The organism is Dyella sp. SG562 (assembly GCF_011759495.1).
GTDB classification, from domain to species: domain Bacteria; phylum Pseudomonadota; class Gammaproteobacteria; order Xanthomonadales; family Rhodanobacteraceae; genus Dyella_D; species Dyella_D marensis.
In genome coordinates this window covers 357,232-374,227 of sequence record NZ_JAAOYS010000001.1, presented here as the reverse complement: position 1 = coordinate 374,227, position 16,996 = coordinate 357,232, and the positions used below count along the sequence as shown (strand labels likewise).

At 68.1% G+C, this 16,996-nt stretch carries 15 protein-coding genes and 1 tRNA gene; 11 read left to right on the top strand and 5 right to left on the bottom strand.

The window, feature by feature from the left end:
* Positions 1 to 2 precede the first annotated feature (2 nt).
* From ybgF to FHW84_RS01635, 5 genes are all read left to right on the top strand, one after another.
* A complete protein-coding gene (gene ybgF, locus FHW84_RS01655) occupies positions 3 to 875 on the top strand; it encodes a tol-pal system protein YbgF (RefSeq protein WP_208399567.1) in 873 nt (290 codons plus the stop codon).
* A 58-nt stretch (positions 876 to 933) separates the two neighbouring features.
* Positions 934 to 1,578, top strand: a complete 645-nt coding sequence (queE, locus tag FHW84_RS01650) for a 7-carboxy-7-deazaguanine synthase QueE (protein ID WP_167252735.1) — start codon at positions 934 to 936, stop codon at positions 1,576 to 1,578.
* A gap of 110 nt (positions 1,579 to 1,688) precedes the next feature.
* On the top strand, positions 1,689 to 2,384 hold the full coding sequence (queC, locus tag FHW84_RS01645; RefSeq protein WP_167252377.1) for a 7-cyano-7-deazaguanine synthase QueC: 696 nt from the start codon (positions 1,689 to 1,691) through the stop codon (positions 2,382 to 2,384).
* Between the two features lie 64 nt (positions 2,385 to 2,448).
* A tRNA-Lys gene (locus tag FHW84_RS01640) sits at positions 2,449 to 2,524 on the top strand.
* 169 nt (positions 2,525 to 2,693) lie between these two features.
* The gene (locus FHW84_RS01635) at positions 2,694 to 3,056 is read left to right on the top strand and encodes an RcnB family protein (protein ID WP_167252376.1); all 363 of its coding nucleotides are present in this window, start codon (positions 2,694 to 2,696) and stop codon (positions 3,054 to 3,056) included.
* Between the two features lie 73 nt (positions 3,057 to 3,129).
* On the opposite strand, the gene FHW84_RS01630 is transcribed toward FHW84_RS01635, so the two are convergent.
* Positions 3,130 to 3,501, bottom strand: coding sequence for a transcriptional regulator (locus FHW84_RS01630; RefSeq protein ID WP_167252375.1), 372 nt, complete (start codon positions 3,499 to 3,501; stop codon positions 3,130 to 3,132).
* Positions 3,502 to 3,721: 220 nt separating this feature from the next.
* Between FHW84_RS01630 and FHW84_RS01625 the strand changes: the two genes are divergently transcribed.
* Positions 3,722 to 4,201, top strand: coding sequence for a hypothetical protein (locus FHW84_RS01625; RefSeq protein ID WP_167252374.1), 480 nt, complete (start codon positions 3,722 to 3,724; stop codon positions 4,199 to 4,201).
* A 4-nt stretch (positions 4,202 to 4,205) separates the two neighbouring features.
* Here FHW84_RS01625 and FHW84_RS01620 read toward each other — a convergent pair whose 3' ends face one another.
* Positions 4,206 to 4,682 (bottom strand): nuclear transport factor 2 family protein, encoded by a 477-nt coding sequence (locus FHW84_RS01620; protein WP_167252373.1) that lies wholly within the window; start codon positions 4,680 to 4,682, stop codon positions 4,206 to 4,208.
* Between the two features lie 310 nt (positions 4,683 to 4,992).
* Here FHW84_RS01620 and FHW84_RS01615 point away from each other — a divergent pair, with 310 nt between their 5' ends.
* The 5 genes from FHW84_RS01615 to FHW84_RS01595 all read left to right on the top strand — a co-directional run bounded on the left by FHW84_RS01615 (position 4,993) and on the right by FHW84_RS01595 (position 13,092).
* On the top strand, positions 4,993 to 6,984 hold the full coding sequence (locus tag FHW84_RS01615; protein ID WP_167252372.1) for an oligopeptide transporter, OPT family: 1,992 nt from the start codon (positions 4,993 to 4,995) through the stop codon (positions 6,982 to 6,984).
* Positions 6,985 to 7,361: 377 nt separating this feature from the next.
* Entirely contained in the window at positions 7,362 to 9,920 is a 2,559-nt protein-coding gene (mprF, locus tag FHW84_RS01610; RefSeq protein WP_343203556.1) for a bifunctional lysylphosphatidylglycerol flippase/synthetase MprF, read from the top strand.
* Positions 9,917 to 10,702: an AcvB/VirJ family lysyl-phosphatidylglycerol hydrolase gene (locus FHW84_RS01605; protein ID WP_167252370.1), complete on the top strand. Its 786-nt coding sequence runs from the start codon at positions 9,917 to 9,919 to the stop codon at positions 10,700 to 10,702. The genes mprF and FHW84_RS01605 overlap by 4 nt, the downstream gene beginning before the upstream one ends.
* A 103-nt stretch (positions 10,703 to 10,805) precedes the next feature.
* Positions 10,806 to 11,960 carry a low specificity L-threonine aldolase gene (locus FHW84_RS01600; RefSeq protein WP_167252369.1) on the top strand — a complete coding sequence of 385 codons (1,155 nt, stop codon included), beginning with the start codon at positions 10,806 to 10,808 and terminating at the stop codon, positions 11,958 to 11,960.
* Positions 11,932 to 13,092: an acyltransferase gene (locus FHW84_RS01595; protein ID WP_167252368.1), complete on the top strand. Its 1,161-nt coding sequence runs from the start codon at positions 11,932 to 11,934 to the stop codon at positions 13,090 to 13,092. Before FHW84_RS01600 ends, FHW84_RS01595 begins: the two co-directional genes overlap by 29 nt.
* Before the next feature lies 1 nt (position 13,093).
* On the opposite strand, the gene FHW84_RS01590 is transcribed toward FHW84_RS01595, so the two are convergent.
* The 3 genes from FHW84_RS01590 to ettA all read right to left on the bottom strand — a co-directional run bounded on the left by FHW84_RS01590 (position 13,094) and on the right by ettA (position 16,804).
* Positions 13,094 to 14,041, bottom strand: a complete 948-nt coding sequence (locus FHW84_RS01590) for an MBL fold metallo-hydrolase (RefSeq protein ID WP_167252367.1) — start codon at positions 14,039 to 14,041, stop codon at positions 13,094 to 13,096.
* 62 nt (positions 14,042 to 14,103) lie between these two features.
* Positions 14,104 to 14,916: an orotidine-5'-phosphate decarboxylase gene (gene pyrF, locus FHW84_RS01585; RefSeq protein ID WP_167252366.1), complete on the bottom strand. Its 813-nt coding sequence runs from the start codon at positions 14,914 to 14,916 to the stop codon at positions 14,104 to 14,106.
* A gap of 226 nt (positions 14,917 to 15,142) precedes the next feature.
* Entirely contained in the window at positions 15,143 to 16,804 is a 1,662-nt protein-coding gene (gene ettA / locus FHW84_RS01580; RefSeq protein WP_167252365.1) for an energy-dependent translational throttle protein EttA, read from the bottom strand.
* Positions 16,805 to 16,996: the final 192 nt, after the last annotated feature.

Genomic DNA, 16,996 nt, shown 5'->3' with positions numbered 1-16,996 from the left:
GCATGAAGCAGCGACTGGCTAACAGCTACACGGCCAGGCGGCTCGGCATGGCGGGCGCGATAGCGTCCGCCATGCTTTTTGCCGTTCCCGCACTGGCGCAGGATTCCCGCCTCAGCCTTGCCGACCGCGTCGCGCGGCTCGAGCAGCAGGCGCAGAACCAGGACCAGGGCGGCGTCGGCATGGTCAACCAGATGCAGGCACTGCAGGCGCAGATGCGGCAGATGCAGGGCCAGATCGAAGAACTGCAGCACCAGCTGCAGGAACTGAAGGATTCCAACAAGGCGCAGTACACGGATCTCGATTCGCGTATCGGCCGCCTCGAAAGCGGCGCCGGCAACCATGCCGCCGCCACCGGCAGCGACGCGAACGCCGCGCCTGCCTCCGCCGGCAGCACCCATGCCGCGCCCGCCGCGGCGGCTGCAGCTGCCGACACCAAGGGCAAGCCCGGCGACACCAAGGCGCCTGCCGCCGCGCCGGCGGACCAGGCCGGTGCGCAGGCCGCCTACGACACCGCCTTCAAGTCGCTGCGCAACGGCGACTTCGTGGCCGCCTCGCGCGGTTTCCGCGGCTTCATCCAGCAGTACCCCGACAGCCCGCTGATGCCGAATGCGTTCTACTGGCTGGGCGAGTCCTACTACGGGACCATGAACTACCCGCTCGCGGCCGAGACCTTCCAGCGCCTGCTCTCGCAGTACGCGCAGAGCGACAAGGCGCCCGATGCGATGCTCAAGCTCGGCTACAGCCAGCTGGAACTGAAGCAGGCCGAGCAGGGCAAGGCCACGCTGAAGTCGGTGACCACCAGGTATCCGGGTTCCAAGGCCGCCAGCCTGGCCCAGGAGCGGCTGCGCCGACTGCAGCAGCAGCCGGCCAACTGAGGTTCCGGCGGTGAGCGAAGGCAACGCGAACGTGGCGTCCACCACGTCGACGCCGGCCATGGCCGAGCGGCTGCGCATCACCGAGATCTTCCACTCGATCCAGGGCGAGGCCGATGCGATCGGCTGGCGCACCGTGTTCGTGCGCCTCACCGGCTGCCCGCTGCGCTGCGTATGGTGCGACACCGAGTATTCGTTCTACGGCGGCGGCTGGCGCGACATCGACGACATCCTCGCCGAGGTGGCCTCGCATGGCGCCAAGCACGTCTGCGTCACCGGCGGCGAGCCGCTGGCGCAGAAGCGCTGCCTGATCCTGCTGCAGCGGCTGTGCGATGCCGGCTACGAGGTATCGCTGGAAACCTCCGGCGCGCTCGACGTGGCCGCGGTCGATCCGCGCGTGCGCAAGGTGATGGACCTGAAGGCGCCGGACTCCGGCGAGAGCGCGCGCAACCTGTGGTCCAACCTGGACCACCTGCTGCCGCACGACCAGGTGAAGTTCGTGCTGGCCAGCCGCGCGGACTACGCATGGGCATGCGAAGCGGTCGCCACGCACGCCATCGACCGGCGCTGCATGGTGCTGTTCTCGCCGGTGCACGGCAAGGTGAACCCGCGCGAGCTCGCCGAATGGATCATCGAGGACAAGCTGCCGGTGCGCTTCCAGTTGCAGCTGCACAAGCTGCTGTGGAACGACGTGCCGGGGCATTGATCGTCCGCGCGCCGTGGCGCGCTGGCGCATAGCAGTTTCCGCGCGCCGGCCTGTGCTGCCGGTGGCGCTCTCCGGCCGGTGACCGGCCTGACTCTGAAGTGGATGTCGCCATGTCTGAAAGTTCTCCCCGCAAGGCCGTCGTGCTCGTCTCCGGCGGCATGGATTCCGCCGTCACCATCGCCATCGCACGCGAACAGGGTTACCAGGTGCACGCGCTGAGCGTGGCTTACGGCCAGCGCCACAGTTCGGAACTGGAAGCCTCGGCGCGCGTGTCGCGCCTGCTCGGCGCGGTGGAACACAAGACGGTGCAGGTCGACCTGCGCTCGATCGGCGGCTCGGCGCTCACCGCCGACATCGACGTGCCGCTCGACGCCGACCTGCACGGCGAAGCCGGCGGCATCCCGGTTACCTACGTGCCGGCGCGCAACACCATCATGCTGTCGATCGCGCTGGGCTGGGCCGAGGTGCTCGGTTCCAGCGACATCTGGTGCGGCGTCAATGCGGTCGATTATTCCGGCTATCCGGATTGCCGGCCGGCCTTTATCGAGGCCTTCGAGCAGCTTGCCAACGTGGCCACCAAGGCTGGCGTCGAAGGCGCCGGCATCCGCGTGCACGCGCCGCTGATGCGCATGAGCAAGGCGGACATCGCGCGCGAAGGCGCGCGCCTGGGCGTGGATTTCGCGGAAACCGTGAGCTGCTACAACGCCGATGCGCAGGGCCGCGCCTGCGGCCATTGCGATGCCTGCCGCCTGCGCGCGCAGGGCTTCCGCGAAGCCGGCCTGCCCGATCCCACGCGCTACGCCTGAGGCGGTTTGCTTGTGCCCCAGGCGCGCTGACCTTAAAATCGCGCGCTTGGCTTTTTGAGCGCATGGGCCGTTAGCTCAGCCGGTAGAGCAGCGGACTTTTAATCCGTTGGTCGACAGTTCGAATCTGTCACGGCCCACCAATCGAAGGATCCGCGGCGACGCGGATCCTTATTTTTTGCCCAATCCACAATCCGGTTCAGCCGCGGTTGCGCGCGGCAGCCAGGGCAATTCAGCTTGCCGGCGCTAGCATCGCTCCCGGCTGCCACGCAGCCGCATGCCATCAACGCCCCTCGAGGGTACGGAGCCGCCATGAAACGCCTGCTGGGTCTGACCACCGCCATCGCACTGCTCGTCACCAGCGCCGCCGCCTGGGCCGCGCCGCAGGACCACGATTGGGATCACGACCACGATCATGGCCGCGGCCACAATCCGAAGGACGAAGGCCGCCACGACAACGGCCAGCACCGCGGCTGGGAGAAGCACGCCTACCGCCGCGGCGAGCGCCTGCCGGACCGTTACTACGAGCGCACCTACTACGTGACCGACTACGAGCATTACCACCTGCGCCGTCCGGAACCGGGCTATCGCTACGTGCGCGACGACGACGGCCAGATCTTCCTCACCGCCGTCGCCACCGGCCTGATCGTGGACATCGTGGTCAACGCGCACTGATCGCCCGCGCATTGCTGCATAAGAAAAAAGCCCGCTCGAACGAGCGGGCTTTTTTCATGCACCGTGCCAGGCCTTATTCCTTCTTCACCATCTGCTCCAGGATCACCAGCAAGGCCTTGCGCTGATCCCGCGTAAGCCGGCCGATCAGCCCGAACAGGCGCGCCTGCTCGCGATGGTCCACCCGGTAGGGCGCCGCGGCGTCCTGCACTTTCATGAAGCCCTTCGGCTCGCCGCGCCCGGTGGCCAGCCATTCGAAACTGACGCCGAAGCGTCCGGCGATTTCGGTCATGCGCTTGGTTTCGGGGCGGGCCATGTCGCTGAGCCATTTGCGTGCCGTCTCGCGCGATACGCCGAACATGTCGGCCAGGCGGGTCGTGCGGCCACGGCCCTTGCTCATGCCGATCAGGTCCATGGCCAGATGCAGACGCTGGGAAAACCCGTTCATTGCCAAAAGAGGCTCCTTCTCGCGGTGCCGCGGACGGCCTGGGCGGCACGTTGCGCGGGGGTCGGAAACAACGGTGGTCGAGCACGTAAGACGAGCGCCATTGTTGATGATCTGACCCGCCGAGTAGGCAATTTCTAATTGTTTAGATTGTCAACTTGTGATGGTATTTCCTTGTATTTATTAGATTTATTCGCTAGTAGCAAAGTGCGAGGAAAGCAAGATGGAGAAGGCAATTTTCGGAGTACGGAGCAATCCTGAGGCGGATACCTCGCGGATTTATCCCAACACCCAGCTCGACCGCCTGCTCAACGACCTGCAGGGCAACAGCCCGCTGGCGCTGGAGGACGAAGGGCTGGCGCGCTTCCTGCCCGAGCGCCTGCAGGCGATCCGCGCCAACGCGCTGGCGCAGGCATCCGCAGCCTGGACCGCGGCGGTCGCACTGCGCCAGTTCGTACGGGAATGGGCCGGCGCCGGCTGGCTGGGCACGCCGTCCGGCGGCCAGCTGCGCGCCCACCTCACCCAGCTGCGCCAGGACGCGCAGCGCTGGCGCCAGCTGGCGGACTACGCGGGGCGCTACCTCGCGCACCCGCAGCTGGCCAGCCTGCATGGCCGCCAATGGTTCGAACAGAGCAGGGCCGGCGGCGAATTCCCGGGGCGCATCTCGGTGGCGAGCAGCCGCAGCAGCGCCGGTGCGGGCTGAGCGCTCAGCGCACCGCCTCGTGGTAGGCCTCCAGCAGCGCCGGATCCTCGAACGACCCATGGTGATGGAACTGCCGCCACTGTCCGTCCACGCGCCGGTACAGGCGCGTGGTGCGGATGGCCAGTTCCAGCTTGGTATTGCCACGCTCCAGCACGCCGCGTTCGCGCCCCACCGCGAGGAAGGCGTCGCCGAATTCATGCAAGCCGAATTCATGCAAGGTGTAGTCGTGGAACACCACGCGCACGTGCGCCTCGCCCAGGAAGATGCGCTCGTACACCGCGCGTATGCGCGACCATCCGCGCTCGATGCCGCCCAGCGGATTGCTCATCGACGCCGCCTCGTCGTGCGACCAGTTGCGCGCCATCGCCTCCAGGTCGCGCTGGTTGAAGGCGCGGTAGAAGCCGCTCAGCGCGGCCAGCGGATGTTCCGGCGCGAAGTGCGTGTCGAGGCCGTCGATGGCGTCGGGATGCGGGGCGGGCATGGGGATACCTCGGGTCCATGGGGAGCCGCGAGTATGCGGCGGCGCCCGGCAAGGGAGAATCAAGTTTTCTGGTAGGCAGTTTCCGATTTTCCGGGACGTTGGGCTTTTTCCTGATGGTTCGGATGCAGGCGGCGACAGGCCACGGTACGGCCTTTTGCCGCACACGCTCTTTGCTCCAGGGCGAAAATGTGGCAAATCTAGGACGATTCAGGACAGCGATCGGCGAGCGGCCGCCGTCTCATTCCAATGCCGCCGATAAAACCGAACTACTACTCCATGGGGAGAACTCCAGCATGAAAGGAAAGCACTCGTGAGCGCGCTGCCGGCTGTCGCCGACGTGCGCAAGGAATTGACCGTACGCGGCGTGATCCTCGGCGTACTGCTCACCCTGGTGTTCACCGCCGCCAACGTCTTCTTCGGCCTCAAGGCCGGCCTCACCTTCGCCACCTCGATTCCGGCGGCGGTGATCTCGATGGCGATCCTGCGCGCGATGCGCGGATCCACCATCCAGGAAAACAACGTGGTGCAGACCATCGCCTCGGCGGCCGGCACCTTGTCCTCGATCATCTTCGTGCTGCCCGGCATGATCATGATCGGCTGGTGGACCGGCTTCCCGTTCTGGACCTCGTTCGCGGTATGCGCGCTCGGCGGCATCCTGGGCGTGATGTATTCGATCCCGCTGCGCCGCGCCCTGGTCACCAATTCCGACCTGCCGTATCCGGAAGGCATCGCCTGCGCCGAAGTGCTGAAGGTCGGCAGCGGCGAGCACGAGGCCGGCGGCAGCGTGGAAGAGGGCAGGGCCGGCCTGCTGGCGGTGCTGTGGGGTTCGGTGGTCTCGGCGGTGTTCGCCGTGGTGGTGGCCACCCAGGTGTTCGCCTCGGACGTGATCAGCTACTTCCGCGTCGGCGACAAGGGCTCGGTCAGCGGCTTCGACTTCAATCTTTCCTTCGCGCTGTTCGCGATCGGCCACCTGGTCGGCCTGTCGGTCGGTATCGCCATGCTGGTCGGCGCGCTGATCGGCTGGGGCTGGGGCGTGCCGTTCTATTCGCCGTTCGAGCACGTCGCCGGCGGCGTGGCCGAGCTGGCCCAGGCCACCTGGAGCCACAAGGTGCGCTACGTCGGCGCCGGCGCCATCGGCGTGTCCGCGATCTGGACCCTGGCCAAGCTGGTCAAGCCGGTGATCAGCGGCCTTACCTCGGCCATGGCCGCCTCGCGCGTGCGCAAGGCCGGCAACGCCGCTTCGCTGCCGCGCACCGAGCAGGACATCCCGATCGGCATCGTCGGCCTGATCACCCTGGCCTGCTTCGTGCCGATCGCCTGGCTGCTCGGCTACTTCGCCAACAGCAGCGGCCTGGGCGACCACCTCGCCGTGCTGGCGGTGGGCGGCGTGGCCTACGTGGTGCTGATGGGATTCTTCGTGTCCACCGTATGCGGCTACATGGCCGGCCTGATCGGTTCGTCCAACAGCCCGCTGTCGGGCGTGGGCATCCTGGTGGTGATCGGCGCCGCGCTGCTGCTGGTGGCGGGCGTGAAGCCCTACGTGCCGGCCGAGGCCGGCAAGGCGCTGGTGGCGTTCGCGCTGTTCACCACCGCGGTGATCTTCACCGTGGCCGCCATCGCCAACAACAACCTGCAGGACCTCAAGACCGGCCAGCTGGTCGACGCCACGCCGTGGCGCCAGCAGGTGGCCCTGGTGATCGGCGTGATCGCCGGCGCCGCGGTGATCCCGCCGGTGCTGGACCTGCTCAACAAGGCCTACGGTTTCGCCGGCGTGCCCGGCGCCGGCCCCGCCGCGCTGCCCGCGCCGCAGGCCGGCCTGATCTCGGCGCTGGCGCAGGGCGTGATCACCAACAACATCGACTGGGGCCTGATCACCACCGGCATCGGCATCGGCGTGGCGGTGATCGTGGTCGACGCCATCCTGGCGCGCACCACCAGGATGCGCATCCCGCCGCTGGCGGTGGGCCTGGGCATCTACCTGCCCACGGCCAGCACCTTGATGGTGGTGGTCGGCTCGGTGGTGGGCTGGCTGTTCGATCGCCGCGCCGACCGCGGTCCGAAGCCCGAGGCCACCAAGCAGCTGGGCGTGCTGCTCGCCTCCGGCCTGATCGTGGGCGAGAGCATCATCGGCGTGGTGATTGCCGCGATCGTGGCGTTCTCCGGCAAGGGCGCGCCGCTGGCCCTGGTATCGCCCTCGTTCGCCAATACGGCGGAGGTCCTCGGCGGCCTGGCCTTCATCGCGATCGTGGTGGTGCTGTACCGCTGGGTGGCCCGCCTGGCGCGCGGCAGCGCGAACGCGTAATTCCTTGCCCATACCGCCGGTGAACCGGCGGCCGGGAAGACGACGGCCGGCCTGTCCGGCCGTTGTCATTTTCCGCTGCGTTGTTCGTCTTACACTGGCGCGACCGCTCCGCGGCCGCGCACCCGCATGTGCTCCATGCCCGCGCTGCGCGGCGGCCAGGGGGACAGCCGGGAAACGACGGACCGCAGACAGGTTCGACACGCTATGCTTGCCGACCGTGGTGGACGAGGCTTCGTGCTCGCGGCCGCCAGGCGCATGGCGCGCGGACCGGTGGCAGTAACGCCCGGCGTGCAGGCGCATGCCTTGAATCATTCGTGGAGGCCTTGGGTCGAGTGGTGGAGCAGAGAGGGGCGGACGCTCCAGAGCCGGCAGAAGCCCTGACGCGCCCTCGCGGGGCGTGGCTGCGCCGGCTCGCCGGTCCGCTGCTTTCGGTCGGCATGCTCTGCCTGGCGCTGTGGGCGCTGCGCTCGCTGGCCAGCCAGGTCAGCTACCGCGAAGTCGCGCGCTACGTGCACGGCCTGGAAAACCACCGCATCGTGCTGGCCATGCTGCTCACCGCGGCCAGCTACGGCGTGATGACCTTGTACGACTGGTTCGGCCTGGCCTCGATCGGCCGCAAGCTGCCGCGCGCCCAGGTCACGCTGATCTCCTTCATCAGCTACGCCTTCAGCAACGCGCTGGGCATGGCCCTGTTGATCTCTGGGTCGATCCGCTACCGCTTCTATATCCAGGCCGGCCTGTCCACCGCCGAGGTGGCCAAGGTGGTGCTGTATTGCACGGCCAGTTTCTGGCTCGGCCTGTTCGCGCTCACCGGCGTGACCCTGCTGCTGGTGCCGGTGCCGCCGACGGTGCCGATGGCCAGCCTGCGCATTCCGGTGGCGATCGTGCTCACCCTCATTCCCGTGCTGTGGCTGGCCGGCAGCCAGGTGCTGCGCCAGCCGCTGCGCCTGTGGCGCTGGCGCGTGAGCTGGCCGTCCACGCCCACGGCGGCGCGGCAGATTCTTACCGGCGCGGTGGATTGGGGCCTGGCCGCGTGGGTGCTGTACCTGCTGATGCCGAATGCGGTGGACACCGGCTTCGGCCACTTCATGGCGATCTTCGTGCTGGCGCAGATCGCCGGCCTGGTCAGCCACGTGCCCGGCGGCCTGGGCGTGTTCGAGGCGGTGATGCTGGCCGGCTTCGGCGCCACCGGCAACGAAGGCCTGGAGGCGCCGATCCTCGGCGCGCTGGCCGCGTACCGCCTGATCTACTACTTCCTGCCGCTGTGCGCCGCCACCGTGGTGGTGCTGGCGCGCGAGGCGCGCGGGGTGGCCGGCAAGGTGCCGCTGGCGCCGTGGTTCACCGGCCTGCTGCCGCCGTTCTTCGCCGGCCTCACCCTGGTCTCCGGCGCGGTGCTGCTGTTCTCCGGTGCGACGTCCGCATTGCCGGGACGCATGGAGATTCTGCGCCACGTGCTGCCGCTGCCGGTGCTGGAGTTCTCGCACTTCCTGGCCAGCATGGTCGGCATGCTGCTGCTGATCCTGGCGCGCGGCCTGCAGCGCCGGCTGGATGCGGCCTACGTGCTGACCCTGGTGCTGCTGCTGCTCGGCGCGGTGCTGTCGCTGCTCAAGGGCATCGACTACGAGGAAGCCACGCTGCTCTCGCTGCTGGCCTTGGGCCTGGCGCCGGCGCACCGCCTGTTCTATCGCCGCGCCTCGCTGTTCAGCGCCACCTTCTCGGTGGGCTGGATCATCGCCATCCTCGCCGTGCTCGGCTGCGCGGGCTGGCTGGTGTCCTTCAGCTACAAGCACGTCGAGTACAGCACCAACCTGTGGTGGGAATTCAGTTTCTATCACGGCGGTGCGCCGCGCGCGCTGCGTGCGCTGGTGGGCGCGGCGGCGGTGGGCATGCTGTTCGCGCTGGCCAATCTGATCCGCCCCGCGCGGCCCGACCTGCACCTGCCCGGCGAAGAGGAACTGGCGCGCGCGCTGCCGCTGATCAAGCACTATTCCTCGGCGCAGGCGCACCTGGCGCTGATGGGCGACAAGACCCTGCTGTTCGATGCCGAGGCCAGGGCCTTCATCATGTACGACGTGGAAGGCCGCAGCTGGGTCGCCATGGGCGATCCGGTCGGCGAGGACGAAGACGCGCGCCGCGAACTGGTGTGGACCTTCCGCGAGCAATGCGAACGCGCCGGCGGCTGGCCGCTGTTCTACCAGGTGCGGCCGCAGGACCTGGACCTGTATCTGGAAGTGGGCATGAACCTGCTGAAGATCGGCGAGGAGGCGCGCGTCAAGCTGGACGGCTTCAACCTCGACGGCAAGTCCAAGAAGGTGCTGCGCAACACCATCAACAAGCTCACCCGCGAAGGCATGCGCCTGCAGATCGTGCCGGCGCACGAAGTGGGCGCGCTGATCCCGCGCTTGAAGCCGATCTCCGATGCCTGGATGCGCGACAAGGGCGTGCGCGAAAAAGGCTTCTCGCTCGGCACCTTCGACCCGGCCTACCTGGCGCGCACGCCGATGGCGCTGGTGTGGAAGGGCGAAGAGCTGGTGGCCTTCGCCAACCTGTTCCTCACCGACAGCAAGGAAGAAGCCTCGGTGGATCTGATGCGCCACCTGCCGGACGGCACCTCGGGCGTGATGGATTTCATGTTCATCGAATTGATGCAGTGGGCGCGCGCCGAAGGCTACGTCTGGTTCAACCTCGGCATGGCGCCGTTCTCCGGCCTGCAGAACCGGCGCACCGCGCCGCTGTGGAGCCGCCTGGGCGCGCTGGTGTTCGGCCGCGGCGAACGCTTCTACAACTTCCGCGGCCTGCACAAGTACAAGGACAAATTCGATCCCGAGTGGGAGCCGCGCTATCTCGCGGTCCCCGCCGGCATCGCCTTGCCGCTGGTGCTGGCCAATATCGCCAGCCTGATCTCCGGCGGCCTATCGGGTATGGTGCGCCGATGAAACGAATCACCAAGATCATCGGCGGCCTCGTGCTCGCCGCCGCGGCCGCGGGCGCGCTCGTGTGGCAGCCCTGGCACCACGCGACGATGGCCGAATCCCTGGTCGAACTGCCGGCCGCGCCGGGCGCCAAGCCGCTGGAAGGACGCGGCGACGTGGTCGCCATTTTCTATTCCGGCGACGGCGGCTGGCGCGACCTGGACAAGCAGCTCGGCGCCATCCTGGCCCAGCACGGCGTGCCGGTGATGGGCGTGAGCCTGCTCAAGTACTACTGGCGCCAGAGCAATGCCGATGCCTCGGCTGCCGACCTGGACGCGCTGATCGAACAGTCCACCGCCCGGCTGGGCAAGCAGCGCGTGTGGCTGATCGGCTTCTCCTTCGGCGCCGACGTGCTGCCGTCGGTCATCGAAAAGCTGAAGCCCGAGAACCGCGCCCGCGTCGCGCAGCTGGTGCTGCTGTCGCCGAGCAAGGACGTCAGCTACGAGATCGAGATGCAGGGCTATATGGTCGAGGGCTGGTTCAAGACGCAGACGCAGAACCTGTTCCAGCTGCTCAACCCGGTGAAGCACTACGACGCCCGCCCGCCGCTGCTCGCCCTGGACGGCCATCCGCCGGTGATGTGCTACTACGGCAAGGACGACGAGGACGACACCATCTGCGCCACCGCCGGTTTGCCGGCGTGGATCAAGGTGTATCGCAAGACGGGCGATCATCATTTCGATTACGACTATGAAGGGCTGGCGAAGCAGATGATTTCGGATCTGCCGGCGGCGCCTGCCCAATAAGTCCTCGGCGTAGGTTGGGGCCGGACATGACCTTCGGCCGATCAGCCCGCGCGTCCGCGGTGCTACGTTCCCCCCGACAACCAGCCACGCGGGGGCGCACGCAATGGACCGTCGGGACTTTCTCCGTTCCTCATTGACCGCGGGCTCGCTCGCCGCACTGGCCGCCGCGCCAACCGCATGGGCCGCCGCTTCGCCGAAGAGTCCGCAGGACCCGGAGCACATCAACCGCAGCGTGATCCTGATGGGCGACGACCTGCCGCATTACGGGCGCGACGTGCTGGCCCGCATGGATGCCATCCTGCAGACCCGCGACAAGGCCGGCGATGCCTATCTGAAACGCGGCGCGGTGGAAGAACTGGAGCAGCGCTTCGCCCAGCTGCTGGGCAAGGAAGACGCCGCCTTCATGCCCACCGGCACGCTGGCCAACCAGGTCGCCATCCGCCTGCTGTGCGGCGACAAGAAGCGCGCCCTGGTGCAGCAGGAAAGCCACGTCTACTGCGACGAAAGCGATGCGGTGACCACGCTGAGCGCGATCAACCTGGTGCCGCTGGCGCCGGACCGCGCGGCGCCGACGCTGGACGAAGTGAACGCGGCCATCGCCGTGTCGGAGAAGGCCGCCTATCCCTTGCCGATCGGCGCGATCTCGCTGGAAAGCCCGGTGCGCCGCGCCGACGGCGCGATGGTGCCGTTCGAGGTGGTGCAGGCGATCGCCGAGCGGGCCCGCGCCAAGGGCATCGGCATGCATCTGGATGGCGCGCGCCTGCTGTTGAACAGCGGCGCCGAAGGCTTCGGCGCGGCGAAGTACGCGGCGCCGTTCGATACGGTCTACGTGTCGCTCTACAAATACCTGGGCGCGCCGTTCGGCGCCATCCTCGCCGGAACCAAGGCCAACGTGGCCAAGGCGCGCGATACGCGGCACATCTTCGGCGGCACCATCTACCACGGCTGGCAGCCCGCGCTGCTGGCGCTGGATGCGCTCCATGGCTTCGAGGAGCGCTTCGCCAGGGTGCGCGCCGCCGGCGACCGCCTGCTCGACGGCCTGGCGAAGCTGGACGGCTACACCGTGCGCCGCGTGGAGCACGGCACCAATATCCATTTCGTCGAGATCGCCGAGCCGCGGCGGCAAGGCCTGCGGGAACGCCTGGCCAAGGCCGACATCATGATCGTCGAGCCGCGCGACGGCCGCCTGATGCTAATGTTCAACGAATCCCTGTTGCGCAAACCCGTCGATGCCATCGTCAAAGCCTTCGCCTCTTGAACGCAATCCCGGCATCGACCTGCTGCGCGGCATCGCCATCCTGCTGGTGGTGCTGCACCACCTCGGCCTGCGCATACCGCTGAAGAAGACCGCGCTGGCCGAGGTGCTGCCGGCGCGGCTGCTGAGCGCGCTGAATTTCAACGGCTACGAAGCGGTATTCGTGTTCTTCGTGATCTCCGGTTTCCTGATCGCGGGCAATGCGATCCGCCGCTGGGGCGCGCTGGAGCGCATCGATCTGCGCGACTTCTATGCGCGGCGTTTCGCGCGCATCGTGCCCTGCCTGCTGGCCCTGGTCGGCGTGCTGAGCGTGCTGCATCTGGTCGGCGCGCAGGACTACGCGATCAACCGCGAAGGCCAGTCGCTGCCGCGCGCGGTGCTGGCCGCGCTGGGCCTGCATCTGAACTGGTACGAAGGCCAGACCGGCTATCTGCCGGGCAACTGGGACGTGCTGTGGTCGCTGTCGATCGAGGAAGTGTTCTACCTCGGCTTCCCGCTGGCCTGCCTGCTGCTGCGCCGCGATGCGCTGATGGCGCTGCTGCTGTGCGCGCTGGCCATGGCGCTGCCGTGGCTGCTGTCGTCGCTGGACGATGCCAGCGAGATCTGGAAAGAGAAGGCCTATCTGCCCGGCATGTCCGCGATCGGCACCGGCTTGCTCGGCGCGCTGGCGGTGGCGCATTGGAAGGCGCCGCGCTGGGCCACGCTGGCGCTGGGCATCCTCGGTGCCAGCGGGCTGTTCGCGGTGTTTATCGCCATGCCGTTCTGGTGGCCGCTGTTGCAGGACGGCGTGATGCTGCTGCTTACCTTCTCCACGCTGTGCGTGCTGGTGGCCTGCCGCCAGCGCGGGGCGGCGCGGCCGCGGCCGGGCTTCGGCTGGCTGCGCCGCTGGGGGCAGCTGAGCTACGAGATCTACCTCACCCATATGTTCGTGGTGTACGGCGCGGTGCGCCTGTTCCGCGCCAGTGGCGGCGACATGTCGCGCGGGTGGCTGTGGTATGTGCCCGCGCTGCTGCTGTGCTGGCTGCTCGGCGTGGCGGTGGAGCGCTATCTGTCGGCGCCGTGCGAGCGGTGGTTGCGTGCGCGGCTGCAGCGTCCCCGCCCGGCTATCGGTGCGGCCGTGGCCACGGCTGACTGACTTACAGCTCCATCAGGTCGCGGCCCACCACCAGCCGGCCCTTGAAGTGCGGCGCCACGGCGTCGCGCCAGACCTCATCGGTGAGCGACGCATCGCCACCCGGCACGAAGTGATTCAGCACCAGCGTCTTGACGCCGGCTTCGGTGGCGACGCGTCCCACCTGCTCGGTGGTGGTGTGGCTGGCCAGCAGGTGTTCGCGCAGGCGGGCGGCGTTCGGTTCGGAGGCGATCAGCTTTTCCAGCGCCGGTTGATACATCACCTCGTGCACCAGTACGTCGGCGTTGCGTGCGAGTTCGATCAGCGCGGGCGTGGGGCGCGTATCGCCGGAGAACACGATCGAGCGATCCGGGCAGTCGAAGCGATAGGCGAACGCCGGCACCACCGGCGGATGCGCCACCAGCGCGGCGGTGACCTTGACGTGCTCGTCCTGCAGCACCACGCCGCCCTTATTCAGTTCATGCGGCACGATCAGCGGCGCCAGCGGCGGGCGGCCCTCGTCCTTGATGCGGATCTGGATGTCGACGTCGTTCATGCGCAGGAAGTCGCGTGTCATCGCCGCCAGCGGCGGCGGTCCCCAGGTGTCCACGCGCGTATGCAGGCGCGCGGCCCAGGCCAGCCACAGCAGGTTGCCGTAGTCGGCGTCGTGGTCGGAATGTTGATGGGTGAGGAAGACGTGGCGGATCGCGCCGAGGTCGAGCTTCGCCTGCACCATCTGCCGCGCCACGCCGTTGCCGCAGTCGACTACGTAGATGACGCCGTCCACCACCACGGCGCTGGCGGGCGCGGCGCGGTCGGGCTTCGGCGTGGGGCCGCCGGCGGTGCCGAGCAGGATCAGGCGGGAGCGCGCGGCGGCGCGAGCGGCGAAGGGCAGGGCGCCGACGGCGGTGGCGGCGAGGCCGAAGCCGGCGGCGCGCAGCCACTGGCGCCGGTTCGGATCGAAAGCGCGCATGCGTTTTTCCCTGCGGAAAGAAAGACCCGACTATGCCGCGCGGCGCGCGGCGGGAAAAGCGCTCAGCGGTAGCGGTTGATGCCGTCGCGCAGTTCCTGCGCGGCCTTGCGCGCGGCGTCGGCGAAGTCCTCGCCCTGGCCGGCATACAGGATGGCGCGCGAGGAGCTGATCATCAGGCCGGTGCCGTCGGCGCTGCGGCCATGCTTGACCACCGCTTCCACGTCGCCGCCCTGCGCACCGATGCCCGGCACCAGCAGCGGCACGTCGCCCACCAGCGCGCGCACTTCGGCCAGCTGCTCCGGCCAGGTGGCGCCGGTGACCAGGGCGCAGTTGCCGTGCGTATTCCACTCGCGCGCGACCATTTCGGCGACGCGCTGGTACAGCGGGCGGCCGCCGACGTCGAGATCCTGCAGGTCCGACGCGCCGGGATTGGAGGTGTGGCAGAGCAGGATCACGCCCTTGTCGGCGCGGTCCAGGAACGGCTGCGCCGAATCGCGGCCCATGTACGGGTTGATCGTCACCGCATCGGCGCCGTAGCGCTCGAACGCCTCAGTGACGTAATGCTGCGCGGTGCTGCCGATGTCGCCGCGCTTGGCGTCGAGGATCACCGGCACGCCGGGGTGTCTGGCGTGGATGTGCGCGATCAGGCGTTCCAGCGCGTCTTCCGCACGGAGAGCGGCGAAGTGCGCGATCTGCGGCTTGAAGCTGCAGGCCAGGTCGGCGGTGGCGTCGACGATGGCGGCGCAGAACTTGAAGACGGCGTCGGCGTCGCCACGCAGATGGGCGGGGAATTTTGCCGGCTCGGGGTCGAGGCCGACGCAGACCAGGGAGCGGTGGCGATGCCATGCGGCTTGCAGGGATTGCATGAAGTGCATGTCTTTACTCCCTTGCCTCATCCTCTCACCCCTCTCCCCTCCGGGGAGAGGGCAGGGTGAGGGGCGGGTCTTGCGGTAACGGGTGTTTGGAGCGTGGTTCTTTTTGAGGGTATGGGCTTGTTGGGAAGGATAAGCAGGGTGCGGCTTGCTTGCTGCTTCTGCTTCTACGCTCCGCCCGGCCCCTCACCCCAACCCTCTCCCCGGAGGGGAGAGGGAGTCGGAGCGCTTACGCCAGCTTCTTGTACTTCACACGATGCGGCTTGGCCGCCTCGTCGCCCAGGCGGCGCTTCTTGTCCGCCTCGTACTCGTTGTAGTTGCCAGGGAAGAACTCCACGTGCGAGTCGCCCTCGAACGCCAGGATGTGCGTGGCGATGCGGTCCAGGAACCAGCGGTCATGCGAGATCACCATCGCGCAGCCGGGGAATTCCAGCAGCGCGTCTTCCAGCGCGCGCAGGGTTTCCACGTCCAGGTCGTTGGACGGCTCGTCGAGCAGCAGCACGTTGCCGCCCTGCAGCAGGGTCTTGGCCAGGTGCAGGCGGCCGCGTTCGCCGCCCGACAGGTTGCCGACGATCTTCTGCTGGTCGGTGCCCTTGAAGTTGAAGCGGCCGATATAGGCGCGCGACTGGATCTCGAAGTTGCCGATGCTGAGGATGTCCAGGCCGCCGGACACTTCCTGCCATACGTTGTTCTTGGCATCGAGCATGCCGCGCGACTGGTCGACGTAGGCCAGCTTGACGGTGTGGCCGAGCTTCACTTCGCCGGAGTCGGGCTGCTCCTTGCCGGTGATCAGCTTCATCAGCGTGGACTTGCCGGCGCCGTTCGGGCCGATCACGCCGACGATGGCGCCCGGCGGCACCTTGAACGACAGGTCGTCGATCAGCAGGCGGTCGCCGAAGGCCTTGGAGACGTTCTTGAACTCGATCACTTCCTGGCCCAGGCGCTCGCCCGGCGGGATGAAGATCTCGTTGGTTTCGTTGCGGTGCTGGTACTCGACCGAGTTCAGCTCCTCGAAGCGGTTGAGGCGCGCCTTGCCCTTGGACTGGCGGCCCTTGGCGGCCGAGCGCACCCACTCCAGCTCCTTCTCGATCGCCTTCTGGCGCGACTTCTCCTGGCTGGCTTCCTGCTTCAGGCGGGCGTCCTTCTGCTCCAGCCACTCGGTGTAGTTGCCCTTCCACGGAATGCCGCGGCCCCGGTCCAGCTCGAGAATCCACTCGGCGGCGTTGTCCAGGAAGTAGCGGTCATGGGTGACCGCCACCACGGTGCCGGGGTAGTTCTGCAGGAACTGCTCCAGCCAGTCCACCGACTCGGCGTCCAGGTGGTTGGTAGGCTCGTCCAGCAGCAGCATGTCGGGCTTGGACAGCAGCAGGCGGCACAGCGCCACGCGGCGCTTCTCGCCGCCCGACAGCGGGCCGATCTTGGCGTCCCACGGCGGCAGGCGCAGCGCGTCGGCGGCCACTTCGAGCTGGCGCTCCAGCGCGTGGGCGTCGTTCACCGCCAGGATGTTCTCCAGCTCCTGCTGCTCGGCGGCGAGCTTGTCGAAGTCGGCGCCTTCCTCGGCATAGGCCGCGTAGACCTCTTCCAGGCGCTTCTGCGCGTCCATGATCACCGACACGCCTTCTTCCACCGCCTCGCGCACGGTCTTCTCGGCGTCCAGCTGCGGCTCCTGCGCCAGGTAGCCGACCTTGATGCCCGGCTGCGGGCGGGCCTCGCCCTGAAAATCGGTGTCGACGCCGGCCATGATGCGCAGCACCGTGGACTTGCCCGCGCCGTTGAGGCCCAGCAGGCCGATCTTGGCGCCGGGGAAGAACGAGAGGGAGATGTCCTTGATGATCTGGCGCTTCGGGGGAACGATCTTGCTGACCCCGTTCATGGTGTAGATGTACTGCATGGAGCCTCCGGAGGCGTGCGCCGCCGGCCCGCGAGGCGGACGGAGGCGCTAGGGCGTTGGGTGAAACCCGGGATTATAGCCGGTCGGCGCGTCGTCCCGGTGACGGCCCGCGCCGCGCCCGCCCCGCGCCATGCCTTGGCGCACCAGGGCCATGCCCGGCCCGCAGGCTGGCGCGCCATCACCCGCTATGGA

Coding starts and splice junctions, on each gene's coding strand:
- ybgF (WP_208399567.1), top strand. CDS start 3: ATGAAGCAGCGACTGGCTAACAGCTACACGGCCAGGCGGCTCGGCATG.
- queE (WP_167252735.1), top strand. CDS start 934: ATGGCCGAGCGGCTGCGCATCACCGAGATCTTCCACTCGATCCAGGGC.
- queC (WP_167252377.1), top strand. CDS start 1,689: ATGTCTGAAAGTTCTCCCCGCAAGGCCGTCGTGCTCGTCTCCGGCGGC.
- FHW84_RS01635 (WP_167252376.1), top strand. CDS start 2,694: ATGAAACGCCTGCTGGGTCTGACCACCGCCATCGCACTGCTCGTCACC.
- FHW84_RS01630 (WP_167252375.1), bottom strand. CDS start 3,501: ATGAACGGGTTTTCCCAGCGTCTGCATCTGGCCATGGACCTGATCGGC.
- FHW84_RS01625 (WP_167252374.1), top strand. CDS start 3,722: ATGGAGAAGGCAATTTTCGGAGTACGGAGCAATCCTGAGGCGGATACC.
- FHW84_RS01620 (WP_167252373.1), bottom strand. CDS start 4,682: ATGCCCGCCCCGCATCCCGACGCCATCGACGGCCTCGACACGCACTTC.
- FHW84_RS01605 (WP_167252370.1), top strand. CDS start 9,917: ATGAAACGAATCACCAAGATCATCGGCGGCCTCGTGCTCGCCGCCGCG.
- FHW84_RS01600 (WP_167252369.1), top strand. CDS start 10,806: ATGGACCGTCGGGACTTTCTCCGTTCCTCATTGACCGCGGGCTCGCTC.
- FHW84_RS01595 (WP_167252368.1), top strand. CDS start 11,932: ATGCCATCGTCAAAGCCTTCGCCTCTTGAACGCAATCCCGGCATCGAC.
- FHW84_RS01590 (WP_167252367.1), bottom strand. CDS start 14,041: ATGCGCGCTTTCGATCCGAACCGGCGCCAGTGGCTGCGCGCCGCCGGC.
- pyrF (WP_167252366.1), bottom strand. CDS start 14,916: ATGCACTTCATGCAATCCCTGCAAGCCGCATGGCATCGCCACCGCTCC.
- ettA (WP_167252365.1), bottom strand. CDS start 16,804: ATGCAGTACATCTACACCATGAACGGGGTCAGCAAGATCGTTCCCCCG.